The organism is Pseudomonas sp. GW460-LB5 (genome assembly GCF_059423245.1).
The window spans coordinates 1-21,379 of sequence record NZ_JBWKXT010000001.1; the positions used below are offsets into that span (position 1 = coordinate 1).

A 21,379-nucleotide genomic window follows, 5' to 3' on the forward strand; every position below is an offset into this window, starting at 1 on the left:
GGCAGAGCCGGGCTTGGGGCGCTACTCGCCCCATCGCCGGCAAGGCCAGCTTCCACAAGAAGACAGTTGCTCCCACAAGTTCTCCACAGTTCCTGATAGTTGTGCAAAACCTGTGGGAGCGGGCTTGCCCCGCGAAGAGGCCGGTAAAGGCGCTGCTGGACGTGGCCTCGACAAGCGGCTATCTAATCCTTGCGCAGACCAACCACAGGCCCAGATGTGAAAACCCGATCCGAAGAACTCCAGGTATTCGTCGCCGTCATCGACTGCGGCTCGATTTCTGCTGCCGCCGAGCAGATGGGCCAGACCCCATCCGCCGTCAGCCGCACCTTGTCGCGCCTGGAGGGCAAGCTGGGTACCACCTTGGTCAACCGCACCACCCGGCGCATGGACCTCACGGAAGAGGGCCGTTACTTCCTTGAGCGCTCGCGGCAGGTTCTGGAGCAGATGAACGAGATGGAAGAGCGTCTGTCGATGAACCGCCAGACACCCAGCGGGCGCTTGCGTATCAACGCCGCTGCGCCGTTCATGCTGCATGCCATCCTGCCGTGGATCGGCGAGTTTCGTCGCCAGTACCCCGGCATCGAGCTTGAACTGAACACCGATGATCTGATCATCGACCTGCTGGAGCAAAGCACCGATGTGGCGATCCGCATTGGCGAGTTGGCCGATTCCAGCCTGCACGCACGCAACCTGGGGTGCAGCCCGGTACAGGTGCTGGCCAGCCCGGCCTACCTTGAGCAGCACGGCACGCCGCAGCGGGTCGAAGACCTTGCCAGCCACTGCCTGCTCGGTTTCAGCCAGCCCGAATCGCTCAACCATTGGCCGCTGCGCCACGCTCAGGGTGACCGCTTCAGCATCCGCCCGGCGCTGATCGCCTCCAGCGGTGAAACCCTGCGCCAGCTGGCGTTGGCCGGCGAGGGCATCGTCAGCCTGTCGCACTTCATGACCCACGAGGACATCCGCACCGGGCGCCTGCAGGTGCTGCTGAGCGAGGCCAACAATGGCTACCGCCAGCCGATCCACGCGGTGTACTACCGCAACACCCAGCTGGCGCTGCGTATCCAGTGCTTCCTCGATTTCATCCAGCGCAAGCTGGCGATGTACGCCTGCTGAGTTGCCTGAACGCGACAGATCCTGTCCACAGGCGGCGAAATTTCCTACGGTTGATTGCACAGTCGAAACGCTTGGGTCTTACTGAGTGCTCAACAAAAACAACACCAAGGAAGTGTCATGCGTATTGTCCCGTTCCAGTACCTGGCTCTCGCAGCCGCGATCCTGAGCTGTTCCTCGGTTTATGCCGCCACGCTGGAGGGCGGCGCGGTGGCTGCACCCGATCAATATGGTGCACAGGTGGCCGCCGATATTCTGAAAAAGGGCGGTAACGCGGTAGATGCCGCAGTGGCCACTGCCTTCACCCTGGCGGTGACTTATCCGGAGGCCGGTAACATTGGCGGTGGTGGGTTCATGACCCTGTTCGTCGACGGCAAGCCGTACTTCCTCGACTACCGCGAAGTCGCGCCAAAGGCCGCTACACGCAACATGTACCTGGACGACAAGGGTGAGGTCATCGAAAACCTGAGCCTGGTCGGGGTTCGCGCTGCGGGTGTGCCAGGCACGGTGATGGGCCTGTGGGAGGCGCACCAGAAGTTCGGCAAGCTGCCCTGGAGCGAGCTGCTGACCCCGGCCATCGGCTATGCGAAAAACGGTTTCAAGGTGGCTGAAAAACAGTACCAGTACCGCAACGATGCCCAGGGCATGTTCAAGACTGCGACCAACTTCAATGACTACTTTGGCAACATGAAGGTCGGCGAGTTGTTCAAGCAGCCAGAAATGGCTCAGACCTTGGAACGCATCGCCGACAAGGGCGTGAGCGAGTTCTACCAGGGCAAGACCGCCGACCTGCTGGTGGCACAGATGCAGGCTGACAAGGGCCTGATCACAAAGGATGACTTGAAGGATTACAAAGCCGTATGGCGTGAGCCGATGGCGGTGAGCTGGCGTGGCAATGTGGTCTATACCGCACCACCGCCAAGTTCTGGCGGTGTCGCCCTGGCCCAGCTGTTGGGCATCAAGGAAGACCGCGCGGCGGACTTCAAGGGCGTAGCGCACAACTCGACGCAGTACATTCACCTGTTGGCCGAAATCGAGAAGCGCGTTTTCGCTGACCGTGCCGACTACCTGGGCGACCCGGCCTTTACCAAGGTGCCGGTGGACCAATTGGTGGCCAAGGACTACCTGGCCAAGCGCGCCGCGCAGGTCAACCCCAAGGCCATTTCCGACACCGACAAGGTCAAACCGGGCCTTGAGCCGCATCAGACCACGCATTTCTCGATCGTGGACAAGCAGGGCAATGCGGTCAGCAACACCTACACCCTCAACCTTGACTACGGCAGTGGCGTGGTGGTGAAGGGCGCAGGCTTCCTGCTCAACGATGAGATGGACGACTTCAGCGCCAAGCCAGGCGCTGCGAATGCCTTTGGCGTAGTCGGTGGCGATGCCAACGCAATCGAACCGGGCAAGCGCATGCTGTCCTCGATGAGCCCCAGCCTTATGACCCGTGATGGCAAGGTCGAGCTGGTCATCGGTACCCCAGGCGGTTCGCGGATCTTCACCTCGATCTTTCAGGTGATGAACAACCTGTACGACTACGGTATGCCGCTGGACAAGGCGGTGGCGGCACAGCGCGTGCACCATCAGTTGCTGCCCAAGGACACTATCTACTTTGACAGCTATGCACCCCTGACCGGGCCGGTGGCGGATGAGCTGAAAAAGATGGGCTACGTGCTTGAGGACCAAGGCTGGGAGATGGGCGATATCCAGGCGATCCGGGTGGATGGAGCGAAGCTTGAGACCGCTTCCGATCCGCGTGGGCGTGGGGTGGGGATGATCGTCAAGTAAGCGGACACCTGTACCGGCCCTATCGCCGGCAAGCCAGCTCCCACAGGGATGCCGATGCCCACGAGGCCTGTGCGGTCCCTGTGGGAGCTGGCTTGCCGGCGATAGGGCCGCAAAGCGGCCCCGGGTTACCCAGGTCAGACGCGGAACTGGCTGACCAGCATTTGCAACTGCCCACCCAACCGCGCCAGCTCCACACTCGACGCTGCCGTCTCGTCACTGGCCGCCGCCGTCTGCTCGGACACATCACGCACATTCAGGATGCTGCGGCTGATCTCTTCAGCCACCGCACTCTGCTGCTCCGCCGCCGCCGCAATCTGCTGGTTCATCGACTGGATGCCCGACACCGTACTGGTGATGTTCTCCAGCGAGGCTCCGGCCTTGCGCGCCAGCTCGACGCTGCTGTCGGTCAAGCTACGGCTGCCCTGCATGGCGTTCGCCACTTGCTGGGTGCCATGCTGCAGGCTGGCAATCAGCTCTTCGATCTCTTCGGTGGACTTTTGCGTGCGCTGGGCCAAGCCGCGCACTTCGTCGGCGACCACGGCAAAACCACGCCCGGCCTCGCCAGCCCGTGCCGCCTCGATCGCCGCATTGAGCGCCAGCAGGTTGGTCTGTTCGGCCACCGACTTGATCACGTCCATGACGCTACCGATCTTCTGGCTTTCCTGCTGCAGCAGGTTCATGGCTTCGGTGGAACGGTGCATGTCCTCCGCCAAGCGCTCGATCTGGCCAATCGCTTCGCCGACCACGCGGTCGCCGGCGCGGGCTTCGTCGTCGGCACCGGTGGCGGCATGCGAGGCCTGCTCGGCGTTGCGCGCCACTTCCTGAACGGTCGCGGCCATTTCGTGCATGGCAGTGGCCACCTGGTCGGTTTCGACCTTCTGGCTGTTGGCGCCGGCACTGGTCTGCTCGGTGACCGCCGACAGCTCTTCGGCGGCGCTGGCGATCTGGGTGACGCCATCACGGATGCCGCTGATCAGCTCGCGCAGGGTGGTGCCCATGCGCGCGATGCCTTGCTGAAGCACGCCCAATTCGTCGCGGCGGGTGATGCGCGCGTGGTGGGTGAGGTCGCCGCTGGCGATCTTTTCCACCGCTACCAGGGTTTCACGCAGTGGGCCGGTGATCTGGCGGGTGATCAGTACCGCTGCCAGGATGCCGACCAGCAGTGCCAGCAGGGTAGCGATGGCCTGCAGGCTACGGGCCTGGGTGCTCTCGATGTCGCGGCGTTCCAGCTGGATCTGGTACAGCGCATCGCTGCGCTTGACGATATCGGCGCCCTGCACGGTCATTTCGGCGCGTGAGGTGGTGATGTTGGCGACCGCGTCGCGGAACTGGCGCACGGCGTCACGGTAGGCCAGTACCGCGCTTTCGAACTGTTGCAGGCGGGCGTCTTCGGTGGGCAGCTGGCGCTTGAGGTTGTCGATATCGGCTAGCGCTGCATCCAGCTGGCGCAGGGCGGCCTGCTCGTTGGCAGCGCTGTTGTCGGCAATGTAGCCGCGCACGTCGATGCGCACCTGCAGCAGTTGCTGGCGGGCCTTGCTGATCAACAGGTACTGGGCCAGGCGTACGCTGTCGGCCTCTGGGCGCGCCATGACTTCCTGGCTGAGGGCGTCCATCGCCTGATCGGCGCGGGTGGCCGAGCTGTCCATGGAGACGCGGGCTGCGCGGGTGGCGTCGTAGCCTTGGCGCATCTTGTTGAGCGACACCTTGTAGGCGCTGATGGTTGCGCCCAGCTCATTCAGCAGTTTGACGTTGTCCGGGCTGTTGAAGGTGCTGGCCAGGTAGGCCTGCTGCTTGCTGAAGGCATCCAGCTTGGTCTGGGTGTTGGCGGCGGCGGCATCGTCGCCGTTGGCGATCATGTACTGCAGACGCGCAATACGCAGGTCGGTCAGGTCTTTGTTGAGCTGGCCGATGTCACCCATCCAGTTGCTGCGGTCGATGAGGCTGCCCAGGCTGGTCCAGCCAGTCAGGGCCAGCAGGCCAGTGAGGATCAGCACCAGGCCGAAGCCCAGGCCAAGTTTTAGGTTGACGCTGATGTTGGCGAACCAGCTGTTCATGCACGCACTCCAGAAGTAGTTTTCGCTCTCTTGATCTTCGATCGCAAGGCGTTGTTGTTCTGGGTGCCCGCTGACTCGTGCAGGGGTTATCGGCAATGATCCGGGAAGCTGAAACGCTTTTTCAGCAGATTTGTAACTGGATAACCAGGGGCCGCTATGCAGCCCCGGCAGTTTCAGAGGCTGCGCGCGCTGAAGGTATCGCAGCTGTTCACCTCACCTTGCGCAAACCCGGCCTTGAACCAGCGCACTCGCTGCGCCGAGGTGCCATGGGTGAAGGAGTCCGGTACCACGCGGCCGCGGCCTTGCTGTTGCAGGCGGTCATCGCCAATGGCGTTGGCCGCGTTCAGCGCTTCCTCGACGTCGCCCGGCTCCAGCCAGTTCAGGCGTTTTTGCGCCTGGTAGGCCCATACGCCGGCCAGGCAGTCGGCTTGCAGCTCCTGGCGTACCAGCAGCCCGTTGTCGCCCTCCATGCGCTGGCCGTTGCGGCGGGCGGCGTCGACCTTGGCCGAAACGCCCAGCAGGGTCTGCACATGGTGGCCGATTTCGTGGGCAATCACGTAGGCTTGGGCGAAGTCGCCGGCCGCAGCGAAGCGGGTTTCCATTTCACGGAAGAACGACATGTCCAGATAAACCCGCTGGTCTGCCGGGCAGTAAAAGGGCCCCACGGCCGCCGAGGCAAAGCCGCAGGCCGAATTGACCTGGCCACTGAACAGCACCAGCTTGGGGTCACGGTATTGCTTGCCGGCTTCGGCAAACAGCGCTTTCCAGGTGTCTTCGGTGTCGCCCAGGACCGAGGCAACGAACTCGGCCTGCTGGTCGTTGGCCGGTGGCGCCTTGCCGCCCGCACCACTGGGCGCTGTCTGCTGTTGCTGCTGCGCCATCTGGCCGGTGAGCTGGCCAAGAATCTGCAACGGGTCCTGCCCCGTGAGCCAGCCGATGCCGACGATCAGCAGAATTGCGCCGAGCCCCAGCCCCTTGCCGCCGCCGAAGCGCATGCCGCCGCCACCGCCACCTTCGCCCCGGGCATCGACCACGTTGTCGCTGCGTCGGCCTTTTCGCCATTCCATGTGTGCTCTCCCGAGCCGTGAAACAAGAAGACAAAGATTAGTTCACGGCAGCGTCAGGTGTCAGGCCAAAGTGTTCATCCATAACCATTTGGTTATGGAACTAGTGGTCGATTTCAATATTCAATGGCCGCGACCTGCCGGAAACTGTAAGTCCGCCTGCCACGCCCAGGCGTTCACATAATTCCAAGAGAGGAAACCGGCATGCCCGCCCAGGACAACAGCCGCTTCGTGATCCGTGATCGCAACTGGCACCCCAAAGCCCTTACGCCTGACTACAAAACGTCCATTGCCCGCTCGCCGCGCCAGGCACTGGTCAGCATTCCACAGTCGATCAGCGAAACCACTGGTCCGAACTTTTCCCACCTGGGCTTCGGCGCCCACGACCATGACCTGCTGCTGAACTTCAACAACGGTGGCCTGCCAATCGGCGAGCGCATCATCGTGGCCGGCCGCGTCGTCGACCAGTACGGCAAGCCTGTGCCGAACACCCTGGTGGAGATGTGGCAAGCCAACGCCGGTGGCCGCTACCGGCACAAGAACGACCGTTACCTGGCACCGCTGGACCCGAACTTTGGTGGTGTCGGCCGTTGCCTGACCGACAGCGACGGCTACTACAGCTTCCGCACCATCAAGCCGGGCCCGTACCCATGGCGCAACGGCCCGAACGACTGGCGCCCGGCGCACATCCACTTCGGCATCAGCGGCCCGTCGATTGCGACCAAGCTGATCACCCAGTTGTATTTCGAGGGTGACCCGCTGATCCCGATGTGCCCGATCGTCAAGTCGATCGCCAACCCTGAAGCTGTACAGCAGTTGATCGCCAAGCTCGACATGAGCAACGCCAACCCGATGGACTGCCTGGCCTACCGCTTTGACATCGTGCTGCGCGGCCAGCGCAAGACCCACTTCGAAAACTGCTGAGGAACCCGCCATGCCAATCGAACTGCTGCCGGAAACCCCTTCGCAGACCGCCGGCCCCTACGTGCACATCGGCCTGGCCCTGGAAGCGGCCGGCAACCCGACCCGCGATCAGGAAATCTGGAACCGCCTGGCCAAGCCGGACGCGCCAGGCGAGCACATTCTGCTGCTCGGCCAGGTGTATGACGGTAACGGCCACCTGGTACGCGACTCGTTCCTGGAAGTGTGGCAGGCCGACGCCAATGGCGAGTATCAGGATGCCTACAACCTGGAGAACGCCTTCAACAGCTTCGGCCGCACCGCCACCACCTTCGATGCTGGCGAGTGGACGCTGCACACGGTCAAGCCGGGTGTGGTGAACAATGCTGCTGGCGTGCCGATGGCGCCGCACATCAACATCAGCCTGTTTGCCCGTGGCATCAACATCCACCTGCACACGCGCCTGTACTTCGATGATGAAGCACAAGCCAACGCCAAGTGCCCGGTGCTCAACCTGATCGAGCAGCCGCAGCGGCGTGAAACCTTGATTGCCAAGCGTTGCGAAGTGGATGGGAAAACGGCGTATCGTTTCGATATCCGTATTCAGGGGGAAGGCGAGACCGTCTTCTTCGACTTCTGAGTTGAAGCCCGGGGCCGCTTTGCGGCCCATTCGCGGGGCAAACCCGCTCCCACAGGTACTGCACTGTCCTGTGGGGGCGGGCTTGCCCCGCGAATGCTTTAACGCCGAACCAGCAACACCCCACTCTCCATGTGGTGGGTATAGGGGAACTGGTCAAACAGCGCACAGCGCTCGATGCGATGGGTGTCCTGCAACTGGGCGATGTTCGCCGCCAGGGTTTCCGGGTTGCACGAGATGTACAGAATCCGCTCGAAACGCCGGGTCAGCTCGCAGGTGTCCGGGTCCATCCCTGCCCGCGGCGGGTCGACGAACACCGTACCGAACGCGTAGCTCTTCAGGTCGATGCCTTCCAGACGACGGAACGGCCGCACCTCATTCAGCGCCTGGGTCAGCTCTTCTGCCGACAAACGCACCAGTCGCACGTTATCCACAGCGTTCTCTTCGAGGTTGCTGAGCGCAGCATTGACCGAGGTCTTGCTGATTTCGGTCGCCAGGACCTGACGCACGCGGGTGGCCAGTGGCAGGGTGAAGTTGCCGTTGCCGCAGTACAGTTCCAGCAAATCGTCCTGGCGCTCGCCAATGGCCTCGTAGGCCCAGCTCAGCATTTTCTGGTTCACCGCGCCGTTGGGCTGGGTGAACGCACCTTCCGGCTGGCGATAGCTGAACACACGGCCGGCCACGTCGAGTTTTTCCACCGCGTAGTCGCGGCCGATCACCAGGCGCTTGCCCTTGGAGCGGCCAATCACGCTCACACCCAGCGCTTCGGCCAGTTGCCGCGCTTGCGCTTCCCAGGCCTCGTCCAGCGGGCGGTGGTAACACATCGTGATCATCGCATCGCCGGCCAGGGTGGTGAGGAACTCCACCTGGAACAGGCGATTGCCCAGTTCCTCACTGGCTTGCCAGGCCGCCTTCAGGCGCGGCATCAGTGCATTGATGCGCTCGCTGGCAATGGGGAAATCGTCGATCAGAATCGCCTTGTGCTTGTCGCCCGGGGCGAACATGGCGTAGTGGCGCTGGCCGTCCTCGCGCCACAGGCGGAACTCGGCGCGCAGGCGGTAGTGCTCGCGCGGCGAGTCGAAAACTGCGGGTTCCGGCGCACCGAAGGGCGCTAGCAGCTCGCGTAGCCGGGCCACCTTGGCGTCCAGCTGGGTGGCGTAGGAGGAGGAGTCGAAAGCAGCACTCATGCGTTGAACCAGCCCAGCTTGATGACGAACAGGATGGAAAGGATCACCAAGGCCGGGTTCAGGTCGCGGTGGCGGCCGGAGATCAGCTTGACGGCGGTCCAGGAGATGAAGCCGAAGGCGATACCGTTGGCGATCGAGTAGGTCAGCGGCATGGCCAGGGCGGTCACTACCACCGGCGCGGCTTCGGTGACGTCGTCCCAGTTTATTTCTGCCAGGCCCGAGGCCATCAGCACCGCGACGAACAGCAGCGCCGGTGCGGTGGCGAACGCCGGCACGCTACCGGCCAGCGGAGCGAAGAACAACGCCAGCAGGAACAGCACGGCAACCACGATGGCGGTCAGGCCGGTGCGGCCACCGGCGCTCACGCCCGCAGCGGACTCGATATAGCTGGTGGTGGTCGAGGTCCCCAGCAGGGAACCGGCCATGGCGGCGGTGCTGTCGGCGATCAGGGCGCGGCCCATCTTCGGCATGTGGCCGTCCTTGCCCATCAGGCCGGCGCGCTTGGCCACGGCGATCAGGGTGCCGGAGTTGTCGAACAGGTCAACGAACAGGAACGCGAAGATCACGCTGATCAGGCCCACATCGAGGGCACCGGCGATGTCCAGCTGCAGGAAGGTGGGTGCCAGCGAAGGGGGCATCGACACGACCCCGCCGAACGGCGTCACACCCATTGCGATCGACGCGACGGTGACGGCCAGGATGCCGATCAACACCGCGCCGCGCACCTTCAGCGACTCAAGGCCGACGATCAGGAAGAAGCCCAGCGTGGCGAGAATCACCGAGGGCTGCTTGAGGTCGCCCATGCCCACCAAGGTGGCTGGGTTATCGACGACGATGCCCGCGTTATGCAAGGCGATCAGCGCCAGGAACAAACCAATACCAGCAGCGATGGCCGAGCGCAGCGGCAGCGGGATGCTGTTAACGATCCACTCGCGGATGCGGAAGATCGACAGCAGGAAGAACATCACCGCCGACAGGAACACCGCGCCCAGCGCGACTTGCCAGGTGTGGCCCATGTGCAGCACCACGGTGTAGGTGAAGAACGCGTTCAGGCCCATGCCCGGCGCCAGGGCGATCGGGTAGTTGGCAATCAGGCCCATGGTGGTGGAGCCGATGGCCGCTGCCAGGCAGGTGGCGACGAAGATCGCGCCCTTGTCCATGCCGGTCTCGCCGAGGATGCTCGGGTTGACGAACAGGATGTAGGCCATCGCCAGGAAGGTGGTGACGCCCGCGAGAATCTCGGTGCGCACGTTGGTGTTGTGTGCTTTTAGTTGAAACAGCCTTTCCAGCATGCCCGCTCCCCAAGGCGCCCCCGGCGCCATGAATGTATCGACCCCATCAGCAAAGCACAGACCGTACCGGTTGCCGTGGTTTTGTGTGGGGAGGAAAAAAGCCGCGCATCATACCAGCATGCTTGGCGGGGGCCTATGGCCGTTGGGGAATGGGTTTCCATAGCCGGTACCGGCCCTGTGGGAGCGGGCTTGTCCCGCGAAGAGGCCGGCACAGGCAACTGATCAACCGTTATGCAACCGGTCCCGCTTGGCCAGTGTCGGGAACATTTTAATCCACACCCCGGTCACCACCAGCGTGCCCACCCCGCCCATCACCACTGCCGGCACTGTGCCAAACCAGTGCGCCGTCACCCCGGATTCGAACTCGCCGAGCTGGTTCGAGGCACCAATGAACAACCCGTTCACCGCGCTTACCCGGCCACGCATTTCATCCGGTGTCTCCAGCTGCACGAACGAACTGCGAATGACCATGCTGATCATGTCCGCCGCGCCTAGCACCACCAGCACCGCCAGCGAGAACCAGAACGAGGTCGACAGGCCGAAGGCGATGGTGGCCACGCCGAACACGCCGACAGCGGTAAACATGGTCCGCCCGACGTTGCGCTCGAACGGGAAGCGTGCCAGCCACAGCGACATGCACAACGCCCCCACCGCCGGTGCCGAGCGCAGCAGGCCCAGGCCCAGCGGGCCGGTCAGCAGGATGTCCTTGGCAAACACCGGCAGCAGCGCGGTGGCCCCACCCAGCAATACAGCGAACAGGTCCAGCGAAATGGCCCCGAGAATATCGGGCCGGCTGCGGATGAAGCGGATGCCGGCCAGCAGTGATTCGATGCTGGCGCGCCCGCGCTGCACGACCTGGCCGCGTGCCTGTAGGCTCAGGGTGAGCACGCAGGCGATGGCGTACAGGGCCACGGTGGGGCCATACACCCAGAGGCTGCCAAAGGCATACAGGAAGCCGCCCACCGCCGGCGCCACGATGGTTGCCGACTGGGTCGCCGACGCCGACGCTGCCACTGCCCGAGGGAACAGGCCGGGCGGCACCACGTTGGGTAACAGCGCCTGGGTTGCCGGCATTTCGAACGAGCGCGTGGCGCCGAGCAGGAAGGCGAGGGCGAAGATCAACTCGCGGGTGACGTTGTCGGTGGCGCTGCCTACGGCCAGTGCCAGGGCAATCAGCCCCTGCAGGCTCTGGCACAGGGCAGCGACCTTGCGCCGGTCATAGCGGTCAGCCACATGCCCGGTGTGCAGCATGAACAGCACACGCGGGGCGAACTCGACCAGGCCGACCAGCCCCAGGTCCAGCACATTGCCGGTCAACTGGTAGAGGTGCCAACCAATGGCCACGGTGAGCATCTGAAAGCCGCTGGCGGTGAATACACGGGCCAGCCAGAAGGCCAGGAAGGGACGGTGGTGACGCAACAACTGCGGTGCGGAATCGGACATCGGAAACCAAGGGCCTCGGCGCAGTAGAGGGGGTGCGCAGCGTATCACCTGTTTGTAACAAGTGGTTACTGTTTGCCCGGATCGGCACTTTTTCACGCTGTATGAAAGAGGGTGGGGCAACGGGTCACGCGACAAACAACCACACGGCTCGCCGGCCTATTCGGGACTATGCTTCTAGGCATTCGTTGATCTGGGTCAACCGTTGCTTTTGCAACAACCGACGAACGAATTGGCCTGCGGGCCGGAATCCCCACGATCGAACAGAACAATTCCAACGCGCCGCACTCGACTACCGTGGGGGCAGTGGGCGACGGGGCCACAAGCCCGGACGCCGGATTATCTGAAGAGGAAGCACCATGTTCGGAATAGAGGCCTTAGAGCTCGCCCGAATGCAGTTTGCCTTTACCGTGTCGTTCCACATCCTGTTCCCGGCCATCACCATTGGCCTGGCCAGCTACCTGGCAGTCCTCGAAGGGCTATGGCTGCGCACCCACCAGCAGGTCTACCGCGACCTCTATCACTTCTGGTCGAAGATCTTCGCCGTCAACTTCGGCATGGGCGTCGTCTCTGGCCTGGTCATGGCCTACCAGTTCGGCACCAACTGGAGCCGTTTCTCCGAGTTTGCCGGCGCCGTGACCGGACCGCTGCTGACCTATGAAGTACTGACCGCCTTCTTCCTCGAGGCGGGTTTCCTTGGCGTCATGCTGTTTGGCTGGAACCGTGTGGGCCGCGGCCTGCATTTTTTCTCCACGTGCATGGTGGCGCTCGGCACGCTGGTCTCCACGTTCTGGATCCTCGCGTCCAACAGCTGGATGCAAACCCCCCAAGGCCACGAGATCATCGATGGCCGGGTGGTGCCGGTGGACTGGTTTGCAGTGGTGTTCAACCCATCGTTCCCCTACCGACTGATGCACATGGCCACGGCCGCGTTCGTTTCCACAGCCTTTTTCGTCGGCGCCTCGGCGGCCTGGCACCTGCTGCGTGGGCGTGACAACCCGGCTGTGCGCAAAATGCTGTCGATGGCCATGTGGATGGCGTTGATCGTGGCTCCGGTCCAGGCGGTGATCGGCGACTTCCACGGCCTTAATACGCTCAAGCATCAGCCGGTGAAAATCGCGGCGATCGAAGGGCATTGGGAGAATGTACCTGGCGAGCCGACCCCGTTGATCCTGTTCGGTATCCCCGACATGAAGGCCGAGACCACGCGCTTCAAGGTGGAGATCCCGGCGCTCGGCAGCCTGATCCTGACCCACAGCCTGGACAAGCAGGTGCCGGCGATGAAGGAGTTTCCACCCGAGGACCGGCCCAACTCCACCATCGTCTTCTGGTCGTTCCGGATCATGGTCGGGCTCGGCTTCCTGATGATCTTCGTTGGCCTGTGGAGCCTGTGGCTACGCAAGCGCGGCACGCTCTATACCTCCCGCCCGTTCCTGTATATGGCGCTATGGATGGGGCCCTCCGGGCTGATCGCATTGCTCGCCGGCTGGTTCACCACCGAGATCGGCCGCCAACCGTGGGTGGTGTATGGCCTGATGCGTACGGCGGACGGTGTGTCGAATCACAGCTACGCCCAGCTTGGTTTCACGTTGGTGGCCTTTGTGGTGGTGTATTTCGCCCTGTTCGGCACTGGGCTTGGCTACATGATGCGCCTGGTGCGCAAGGGCCCGCAGACTGGAGAAGGCGACGCGCCTACACCGGGCGGACCTGGCCAGAAGCGCACGCCCGCGCGGCCGCTGTCTGCCGCCGATGATGGCCATGAGGCCAAGACTGCCAGCCTGAGCAAGGAGGACTGAGCCATGGGTATCGACCTTCCGCTGATCTGGGCCGTAATCATCATCTTCGGCGTCATGATGTACGTGGTGATGGACGGTTTCGACCTGGGGATCGGCATGCTTTTCCCCTTCGTCAAGGGCGAGCAGGACCGTGATGTGATGATGAACACCGTCGCCCCGGTATGGGACGGCAACGAAACCTGGCTGGTCCTGGGCGGTGCCGGGCTGTTCGGGGCGTTCCCGATGGCCTATGCAGTGATACTCGAAGCATTGTACCTGCCACTGATCCTGATGCTGATTGGCTTGATCTTCCGCGGTGTTGCCTTCGAGTTCCGCTTCAAGGCCACGTCCGACAAGCGGCATATCTGGGACAAGGCGTTCATCTGGGGATCACTGGTCGCCACCTTCTTCCAGGGCGTGGCCCTGGGCGCCTTCCTCGAAGGCTTCAAAGTGGTCGACCGGCATTTTGCCGGTGGTACCCTCGACTGGCTCACCCCGTTCAGCCTGTTCTGTGGCGTGGGGCTGATCGTTGCCTACACCCTGTTAGGGTGCACCTGGCTGATCATGAAGACCGAAGGGTCGCTGCAACAGAAGATGCACGATCTTGCACGGCCGCTGGCGCTGGTATTGCTGGTAGTGATCGGTATCGTCAGCCTGTGGACACCCATCGCTTATCCACAGATCGCCGACCGCTGGTTCAGCATGCCTAACCTGATCTGGTTCATGCCGGTGCCGCTGCTGGTACTGGTGACGTTCTACGGGCTGCTCAAGGCGGTGGCGCGCAATGCGCACTACACGCCGTTCCTGCTCACCCTGGTGCTGATCTTCCTCGGCTACAGCGGGCTGGGTATCAGCCTGTGGCCGAACATCATCCCGCCGTCGATTTCGATCTGGGATGCTGCAGCGCCACCGCAAAGCCAGGGCTTCATGCTGGTGGGCACGCTGTTTATCCTGCCGTTCATCCTCATGTACACCTTCTGGAGCTACTACGTGTTCCGCGGCAAGGTGACCCATGAAGACGGCTATCACTAGGAGGGCCGCATGATGACCGGCAAACATGGCCTGGAAGAGAAGAAACCGCTGTGGCAGCGACTGGGTTGGCTGGTGCTGATCTGGGCAATGAGCGTTGCGGCCCTGGGGGTGGCAGCGTGGGTGATGCGGCTTTTCATGGGAGCAGCAGGATTGACCACCCATTGAGAACAACGGGGACATCTGTGGGAGCGGGCTTGCCCCGCGAACACCGGCAAAGCCGGTGCCATGCACCGCGCGGCCCCCTTCGCGGGACAAGCCCACGCCCACAATGACCGGTGTTCTCTGCGTGACAGCGCAGCCCAAGGACTGGGCAACCTCCCACAGGATGCCCGCAGGGGCTTACTTGCGGGCTTTCAGGATGACGAACTTGGGCGTCGCCGCCACCTGCTCCACCCCTCGGAACAACCGCGCCAGCTTGCTGTGATAGCCCAGGTGGCGGTTACCCACGATATACAACGCCCCACCCACCACCAGCGCTTCGCGCGCCTGCTGGAACATGCGCCAGGCAAGGAAATCGCCCACCACCTGCTGCTGGTGGAACGGCGGGTTGCACAGCACTACATCGAGCGACTGCTTCTCCACCCCTGCCAACCCATCGGCTGCAATGAAAGTCGCCGGGCGCTCGCCCAACGCGGCTTGCCAGTTTTCCTGCGCCGATTGCACCGCCATGTACGATTCGTCGACTAGCGTGTACTGGGCATCGGGGTTGGTCAGTGCGCTGGCAATTGCCAGCACGCCATTGCCGCAGCCAAGGTCCGCCACCCGTGCGTTGCCCAAGTCGCGTGGGAGGTGTGGCAGGAATGCCCGGGTGCCGATATCCAGGCCTTCACGGCAGAACACGTTGGCGTGGTTGACCAGCTCCAGCGCAGGCGCGTCGAGGCGGTAGCGGCTCGGGTAGGGCGAGCTTGCGGCCGGCCGTTCGGCCAGCGTCGCGGTCAGCAGGCGAGCCTTTTTCTGCGCCAGCGAGGCTTGCACCGGGCCGATGTACTTTTCCATCAGGTCGCCGGCTGCGTGTGGCAAGTGCTTGATCATCGCCCCGGCAATCACCTGCGCGCCTGGCGCCAGGTGGCCCTGCAGGCGGATCAGTTGTTCTTCAAGCAGGGCCAGTGTCTTGGGCACGCGCACCAGCACCCGGTCGAACGTGCCATTCCAGTGTTCGCTGGCCGGTACGAAGGGCACGCTGTCGAACGGCAAACCGTTGCGCGCCAGGTTCTTTTCCAGGGCAAGGTGCGCCAGGTGAGAATCGCCGCTGCTGACCACCTGCAGCCGGCCCGCCAGGCTGGCGGCCAGGGCACCGAAGCTGTCATTGAGCACCAGTACCCGGCAGTTGGCGTCGGGTGCCTGTGCGTGCAACTGCGCAAGCAGGTACTCGTCGGCGGCGTCGAACGCCTGCAGCGGGTCGTTGGCCTGTTCCGGCTGGCGGATCAGGTCGAGTTCGGCGTAGGGGGTGGTCAACAGGGGCATGGCGTCTGGCTCGGGTATGAAACTGCCCGTTGCGGTTCGCCCCGGGCTTTGCCGGGCAATTCTACAGGGCTTTGCCCAAGGTCGCAGGTCTGAAGGTCAGATCCAGCCACGCAGGGCAGCGATGGCGATGGCGCCGGCCTTGTTGGCGGCATTGGTCTTGGTGATCACGCTGCGGATATGGAAGTTCACGGTGCTCTGCGACAGTGACAGGATGCAAGCCACGTCGGCTGCGGTCTTGCCAGCGGCCGACCATTTCAGTACTTCCAGTTCACGCTCGCTCATTTTAGGTTGCGGTGGGCACAGTGCGCTCAGGTGGTGTTCGCCGAGTACGGCATGCAGGGTATGGCACAGCCACTGTACGCTGCCGGCCTTGTCGTACAGCTCCACGATGTCGATTGATTGGGCTGGTCTGGCCACGCTGATCTGGCTTTCATTGTGCTGCAGGTCGTGCAGTGATTGCGTCCAGCCATGACGCAAGCCGTACTGGCAGGCCGCTTCGCGAAACTGCGGGGCCTCACGATACAGTTCGTCGGTCCACAGCACCGGCATGGTCGAACTGTGGCTGACGCTGGCGGCCGGGTCCTGTTTGTAGAACTCATCGCGCTGGTAGCGCTCGATCCACTCCGCCGGGTAGTTGCTGTAGAGGTACACCCTGGGTGTCTGCGTGGCGATCTGGATGCGCATGTTCAGCCCGAGGTACTCCATGTCCAGGTCTTGCGCCAGATGTACCGCGATGTCGAACAGCTTCCGTGGGCTGCGTTCGTTGACGAACGCTTGAAGGTGTTCGGGATTCCAGTGAAGCATCAGAAATTCCTCGGGTGCGTCGGATCCAATCCATTTGGGTACCCGGCTTATTGTAGGAAAAGACCTACCATGGCGTTGGGAATTTTTTGTTATAGCGCTTAGGGGTTTCTGCAAATTCGGCACGATCCGGTTGTGTGAGGCCCTACAAAGCAGTGGTTTTTATCCGCGCCACTTTGCGCGACACTGTGCGCACGTCAACCCTGGAGCCCGATATGACCGCTAGCGCCGAAAAGTTCACCCGCCAGACCCTGCTCGATGTTCAGCCGCTCACGCCGAACCTCTTCAGCCTGCGGGTTACGCGCGATGCGGGGTTCCGCTTCCGTTCCGGACAGTTCGCCCGCCTTGGTGTGACCAAGGCCGATGGCAGCGTGGTTTGGCGCGCCTACTCAATGGTCAGCGCACCCCATGACGAGCACCTCGACTTCTTCTCCATCGTGGTGCCAGGGGGGGAGTTCACCAGTGAGCTGAGCCGGCTGGGGGCGGGTGATACCTTGCTGATCGACCGCCAGGCCTTCGGTTTCCTTACCCTTGACCGCTTCGTGGGCGGGCGCGACCTGTGGCTGCTGGCGACCGGCACCGGTATTGCGCCATTCATGTCGATCCTGCAGGACTTCGAAGCCTGGGAGCGTTTTGACAGCATCAAGCTGGTGTATTCGGTGCGTGAAGCGAAAGAGCTGGCCTACGTGGATGAAATCGCGGGGCTGGAGCAGCGCGACTATCTGGCTGAGTATGCCGGCAAGCTGCAGTTCATTCCGGTGGTGACCCGTGAGCAGCACCCCGGGGCTTTGAATCAGCGGATTACCACGCTGATCGAGAATGGCGAGCTGGAGCAGGCGGCGGGGTTGGAGCTGTCGCCCGAGCATTCGCGGGTGATGCTGTGCGGTAACCCGGAGATGATCGATGAAACTCGCAAGGTGCTGAAGGCGCGTGACTTGCAGCTGAGCCTGAGCAAGCGGCCGGGGCAGGTGGCGGTAGAAAACTATTGGTAATGCTATTGGGGCCGCAAAGCGGCCCCAGCAACCTCAAGGCAACCGATTCTGGTTCTGCGTCTTGAGCAAATCGCGAATTTCGGTCAGCAGCGTCTCTTCAGCAGAAGGCACCGGCGGCGCAGTCGGTGCCACGGCTTCTTCGCGCTTGAGCCTGTTGATCGCCTTCACCCCCATGAAGATGGCAAAGGCAACGATCAGGAAGTCGATCACGGTCTGGATGAACTTGCCATAGGCCAGCACCACTGCCGGAATGTCACCGTCGGCAGCCTTCAGGGTAATGGCCAGGTCGCTGAAGTCCACCCCCCCGATCAACAGGCCCAGTGGCGGCATGACCACGTCGCCGACGAAGGACGAGACGATCTTGCCGAAGGCTGCGCCGATGATGATACCGACCGCCATGTCGACGACATTGCCTTTGACCGCGAAGGCCTTGAACTCACTGATCATGCCCATGTTTGGTTCCTTGTAACAAAAGGTAAGGTTAACGCAGTGTAAGCCACTAAAACGCTTCATGCGTTGTGTTCAGGGCTACTGACTGCGCTTAGAACGAATAGTTTTGTCGCATCCCGAAGCGTTCGAGACACGTCCTGCTCGGCTATGATGGCGGTTTTTTCCAGGAGACCCCACCCATGGCCAAGGCCAAGCGCTTGTATGGCTGCACCGAGTGCGGCGCGACCTTCCCCAAATGGGCCGGCCAGTGTGGCGAATGCGGAGCCTGGAACACGCTGGTCGAAACCATGATCGAAAGCGGTGGTGCGGCTGCGCCCAGCAGCGGCCGCGCCGGCTGGACCGGCCAGCAAGCGCAGATCAAGACCCTGGCCGAAGTCAGCGTTGAGGAAATCCCGCGCTTCACCACCAGCAGCACCGAACTGGACCGCGTGTTGGGCGGTGGCCTGGTGGATGGCTCGGTGGTGCTGATTGGTGGCGACCCAGGCATCGGCAAATCGACCATCCTGCTGCAGACCTTGTGCAACATTGCCTCGGGCATGCCGGCGCTGTACGTCACGGGTGAAGAGTCGCAGCAGCAAGTGGCCATGCGCTCGCGGCGCCTGGGCTTGCCCCAGGACAAGCTCAAGGTCATGACCGAAACCTGTATTGAAACCATTATCGCCACCGCGCGGGTCGAGAAGCCTCGGGTAATGGTGATCGACTCGATCCAGACTATTTTCACCGAGCAGTTGCAGTCGGCTCCTGGCGGGGTAGCCCAGGTGCGCGAGAGCACGGCGCTACTGGTGCGTTACGCCAAGCAGAGCGGCACGGCGATCTTCCTGGTCGGCCACGTGACCAAGGAAGGCTCGCTGGCCGGCCCACGGGTACTGGAGCACATGGTCGATACCGTGCTGTATTTCGAAGGTGAGTCCGACGGCCGCCTGCGCTTGTTGCGAGCGGTGAAAAACCGCTTTGGTGCGGTCAACGAACTGGGCGTGTTCGGCATGACCGACCGGGGCCTGAAAGAGGTGTCCAACCCGTCGGCGATCTTCCTTAACCGTACCCAGGAAGAAGTACCGGGCAGTGTGGTGATGGCGACTTGGGAAGGCACCCGGCCAATGCTGGTCGAGGTACAGGCGCTGGTCGACGACAGCCACTTGGCCAACCCGCGCCGGGTAACCCTGGGCCTGGACCAGAACCGCCTGGCCATGTTGCTGGCGGTGCTGCACCGCCACGGCGGTATTCCCACCCACGATCAGGACGTGTTCTTAAATGTGGTAGGCGGGGTCAAGGTGCTGGAAACGGCGTCGGACCTGGCGCTGCTGGCGGCGGTGATGTCCAGCTTGCGTAACCGGCCACTGGCCCATGGGCTGCTGGTGTTTGGCGAGATCGGCCTGTCGGGCGAGGTGCGGCCGGTGCCTAGCGGGCAGGAGCGGTTGAAGGAAGCGGCCAAGCATGGCTTCAAGCGGGCGATCGTGCCCAAGGGCAATGCGCCGAAAGAGGCGCCGGCGGGGCTGCAGGTAATTGCCGTCACCCGTCTGGAACAGGCCCTGGATGCATTGTTCGAGTAATCCGTAGTCAGGCCCGGCCCTATCGCCGGCAAGCCAGCTCCCACAGGACCACAGTTTCCAGGTCCTGTGCAGTACCTGTGGGAGCTGGCTTGCCGGCGATAGGGCCAGTACAGTCAAACGAAAAAGGGGCCGACGATGCGCGCGGCCCCCCTCTCACCGCTCAGTCAGCGGTCAATGCTCGGCAACTGCCTCGCGCCTGACCGTCTGGTTGCCGTGCTCGTCCAGCTCCAGCATCGGCACTTCGTTGCCTTCGGCATCGAACAGCTTGCCATCCTTGAAGTAGTCGCCATCACGCAGCGCGGAAATGTCGGAGTACTGGATGGTGCGTTCGTAAGCTGCAGCGAACACGGACTGGTTTTCCGAGTTGCCGGTGGTGAAGTGGTTGAATATCAGGTTCAGCAGGATGGCCATGATTGCCGCCGAGCTGATGCCCGAGTGGAAGATGGTCTCGAACCAGTTCGGGAAGTGGTGGTAGAAGGTTGGTGCGGCGATCGGGATCATGCCGAAGCCCAGCGAAGCCGCGACGATGATCAGGTTGACGTTGTTCTTGTAGCTGACCTTGGACAGGGTGCGGATACCGCTGGCCGCCACGGTGCCGAACAGCACGATGCCCGCGCCGCCCAGTACCGGGGTCGGTACTGCCGCAATCACCCGGCCCATGACCGGCAGAAGGCCGAGTACCACCAGAATCACGCCACCCGTGGCCACCACGTAACGGCTCTTGACCCCGGTCACGGCCACCAGGCCAACGTTCTGGGCGAACGCGCTCTGGGTAAACGAGCCGAAGATCGGCGCCAGGATGCTCGATGCCATGTCGGCGCGCAGGCCGTTGCCCAGGCGTTTGGAGTCGACCTTGGTCTCGATGATCTCACCCACGGCGAGGATGTCGGCCGAGGTTTCCACCAGGGTTACCATGATCACGATGCACATCGACAGGATCGCGGCGATGTGGAATTCCGGCATACCGAAGTGGAACGGCGTGGGGAAGGCGAACATCGGGCCTTCGGCGACCTTGCTGAAGTCGGTCATGCCCAGCGCCCAGGCGATGAGGGTGCCGAACACCATGGCCAGCAGGATCGACAGGCGCGAGATGGTCGCGCTGCCCAGCTTGCTCAGCAGCAGCACGATGGCAAAGGTCAGCCCCGCCAGGCCGATGTTGGCCACGCTGCCAAATTCCGGCGAAGCGCTGTTGCCGCCCATCACCCAACGAGCGGCGACCGGCATCAGCGTCAGGCCGATGGTGGTGATGACGATGCCGGTCACCAGCGGCGGGAAGAACTTGGTGATGCGCGAGAACACCGGGGTGATCAGAAAGCCGATCAGCGATGCTGCCATGACTGCGCCGAGCACACCGGGCAGGCCACCGCCGCCCTCGCTGCTGAGGATGGCACCCATGGTCGCCACACCGGCAAACGACACGCCCTGCACCAGCGGCAACTGGCAGCCGAAGAACGGCAGGCCGAGGGTTTGCAGCAGGGTGGCCAGGCCACCGGCAAACAGCGAGGCGGCAATCAGCATGCCGATCTCGGCGCCGTTGAGGCCTGCGGCCTGCCCCAGGATCAGGGGTACCGCGACAATCCCTCCGTACATGGTCAGCACATGTTGCAGACCGTAGGCCAGGTTGGCACCAAGGCCGAGGTTTTCGTCCTCGGGGCGCTTGGCGGGAGACGTGCTAGGGGACGTAGTCATGGAGCAGGCTCTCTGTTTATTTTTGTGTCGCTACTGTAGACAGTTCCTGCAAATGATTGCCACTAGAATTGTATACAATATTTTGATCGGAGCGCGCACATCGGCGGCCTCCGGATGTGCGAAAACCCAATGCAGAAGGCGTACCAACTCATCA

General features: G+C 62.8%; 18 protein-coding genes. 9 read left to right on the top strand and 9 right to left on the bottom strand.

What is annotated here, in order from left to right:
- The first annotated feature begins 216 nt into the window (after window positions 1-216).
- Both AC07XM_RS00005 and ggt read left to right on the top strand, forming a co-directional pair.
- The gene (locus tag AC07XM_RS00005) at window positions 217-1,113 is read left to right on the top strand and encodes a LysR family transcriptional regulator (protein ID WP_016489114.1); all 897 of its coding nucleotides are present in this window, start codon (window positions 217-219) and stop codon (window positions 1,111-1,113) included.
- Between the two features lie 117 nt (window positions 1,114-1,230).
- Window positions 1,231-2,898, top strand: a complete 1,668-nt coding sequence (ggt, locus tag AC07XM_RS00010) for a gamma-glutamyltransferase (RefSeq protein ID WP_102689688.1) — start codon at window positions 1,231-1,233, stop codon at window positions 2,896-2,898.
- A 134-nt stretch (window positions 2,899-3,032) separates the two neighbouring features.
- Here the strand turns inward: ggt and AC07XM_RS00015 are convergent, their stop codons facing one another.
- Together AC07XM_RS00015 and ypfJ are read right to left on the bottom strand one after the other, a co-directional pair.
- Window positions 3,033-4,952, bottom strand: a complete 1,920-nt coding sequence (locus AC07XM_RS00015; RefSeq protein WP_060517399.1) for a HAMP domain-containing methyl-accepting chemotaxis protein — start codon at window positions 4,950-4,952, stop codon at window positions 3,033-3,035.
- A gap of 173 nt (window positions 4,953-5,125) precedes the next feature.
- Window positions 5,126-6,019: a KPN_02809 family neutral zinc metallopeptidase gene (ypfJ, locus tag AC07XM_RS00020; RefSeq protein WP_016489111.1), complete on the bottom strand. Its 894-nt coding sequence runs from the start codon at window positions 6,017-6,019 to the stop codon at window positions 5,126-5,128.
- Window positions 6,020-6,220: 201 nt separating this feature from the next.
- Here ypfJ and pcaH point away from each other — a divergent pair, with 201 nt between their 5' ends.
- Window positions 6,221-6,940 (top strand): protocatechuate 3,4-dioxygenase subunit beta, encoded by a 720-nt coding sequence (gene pcaH / locus AC07XM_RS00025; protein WP_016489110.1) that lies wholly within the window; start codon window positions 6,221-6,223, stop codon window positions 6,938-6,940.
- Between the two features lie 10 nt (window positions 6,941-6,950).
- Window positions 6,951-7,556 carry a protocatechuate 3,4-dioxygenase subunit alpha gene (gene pcaG, locus AC07XM_RS00030; RefSeq protein ID WP_003251601.1) on the top strand — a complete coding sequence of 202 codons (606 nt, stop codon included), beginning with the start codon at window positions 6,951-6,953 and terminating at the stop codon, window positions 7,554-7,556.
- A 98-nt stretch (window positions 7,557-7,654) separates the two neighbouring features.
- Here the strand turns inward: pcaG and trmA are convergent, their stop codons facing one another.
- The 3 genes from trmA to AC07XM_RS00045 all read right to left on the bottom strand — a co-directional run bounded on the left by trmA (window position 7,655) and on the right by AC07XM_RS00045 (window position 11,475).
- Entirely contained in the window at window positions 7,655-8,740 is a 1,086-nt protein-coding gene (gene trmA, locus AC07XM_RS00035; RefSeq protein ID WP_102689689.1) for a tRNA (uridine(54)-C5)-methyltransferase TrmA, read from the bottom strand.
- The gene (locus tag AC07XM_RS00040; RefSeq protein WP_016489108.1) at window positions 8,737-10,032 is read right to left on the bottom strand and encodes an NCS2 family permease; all 1,296 of its coding nucleotides are present in this window, start codon (window positions 10,030-10,032) and stop codon (window positions 8,737-8,739) included. Before AC07XM_RS00040 ends, trmA begins: the two co-directional genes overlap by 4 nt.
- Window positions 10,033-10,254: 222 nt before the next feature.
- Entirely contained in the window at window positions 10,255-11,475 is a 1,221-nt protein-coding gene (locus AC07XM_RS00045; RefSeq protein WP_016489107.1) for an MFS transporter, read from the bottom strand.
- 356 nt (window positions 11,476-11,831) lie between these two features.
- Here AC07XM_RS00045 and AC07XM_RS00050 point away from each other — a divergent pair, with 356 nt between their 5' ends.
- The 3 genes from AC07XM_RS00050 to AC07XM_RS00060 are packed head-to-tail and all read left to right on the top strand — an operon-like array spanning window position 11,832 to window position 14,444.
- The gene (locus AC07XM_RS00050) at window positions 11,832-13,268 is read left to right on the top strand and encodes a cytochrome ubiquinol oxidase subunit I (RefSeq protein ID WP_016489106.1); all 1,437 of its coding nucleotides are present in this window, start codon (window positions 11,832-11,834) and stop codon (window positions 13,266-13,268) included.
- Between the two features lie 3 nt (window positions 13,269-13,271).
- Window positions 13,272-14,279, top strand: coding sequence for a cytochrome d ubiquinol oxidase subunit II (gene cydB, locus AC07XM_RS00055; RefSeq protein WP_016489105.1), 1,008 nt, complete (start codon window positions 13,272-13,274; stop codon window positions 14,277-14,279).
- A 9-nt stretch (window positions 14,280-14,288) separates the two neighbouring features.
- Window positions 14,289-14,444, top strand: a complete 156-nt coding sequence (locus AC07XM_RS00060; RefSeq protein WP_016489104.1) for a DUF2474 domain-containing protein — start codon at window positions 14,289-14,291, stop codon at window positions 14,442-14,444.
- A 174-nt stretch (window positions 14,445-14,618) separates the two neighbouring features.
- Here AC07XM_RS00060 and AC07XM_RS00065 read toward each other — a convergent pair whose 3' ends face one another.
- On the bottom strand, window positions 14,619-15,743 hold the full coding sequence (locus AC07XM_RS00065) for a methyltransferase (RefSeq protein WP_023047385.1): 1,125 nt from the start codon (window positions 15,741-15,743) through the stop codon (window positions 14,619-14,621).
- Between the two features lie 96 nt (window positions 15,744-15,839).
- Complete coding sequence (locus AC07XM_RS00070) at window positions 15,840-16,547, bottom strand: autoinducer binding domain-containing protein (protein WP_060517403.1); 708 nt, start codon at window positions 16,545-16,547, stop codon at window positions 15,840-15,842.
- Between the two features lie 212 nt (window positions 16,548-16,759).
- On the opposite strand from AC07XM_RS00070, the gene AC07XM_RS00075 reads away from it, so the two are divergent.
- Window positions 16,760-17,536 (top strand): ferredoxin--NADP reductase, encoded by a 777-nt coding sequence (locus tag AC07XM_RS00075; protein ID WP_024718028.1) that lies wholly within the window; start codon window positions 16,760-16,762, stop codon window positions 17,534-17,536.
- 33 nt (window positions 17,537-17,569) lie between these two features.
- Here the strand turns inward: AC07XM_RS00075 and mscL are convergent, their stop codons facing one another.
- Complete coding sequence (gene mscL / locus AC07XM_RS00080; RefSeq protein ID WP_016489100.1) at window positions 17,570-17,989, bottom strand: large-conductance mechanosensitive channel protein MscL; 420 nt, start codon at window positions 17,987-17,989, stop codon at window positions 17,570-17,572.
- Window positions 17,990-18,165: 176 nt separating this feature from the next.
- On the opposite strand from mscL, the gene radA reads away from it, so the two are divergent.
- Window positions 18,166-19,536 carry a DNA repair protein RadA gene (gene radA, locus AC07XM_RS00085; protein ID WP_016489099.1) on the top strand — a complete coding sequence of 457 codons (1,371 nt, stop codon included), beginning with the start codon at window positions 18,166-18,168 and terminating at the stop codon, window positions 19,534-19,536.
- Between the two features lie 171 nt (window positions 19,537-19,707).
- Here the strand turns inward: radA and AC07XM_RS00090 are convergent, their stop codons facing one another.
- Window positions 19,708-21,225 (bottom strand): nucleobase:cation symporter-2 family protein, encoded by a 1,518-nt coding sequence (locus AC07XM_RS00090; protein WP_016489098.1) that lies wholly within the window; start codon window positions 21,223-21,225, stop codon window positions 19,708-19,710.
- Window positions 21,226-21,379 lie beyond the last annotated feature (154 nt).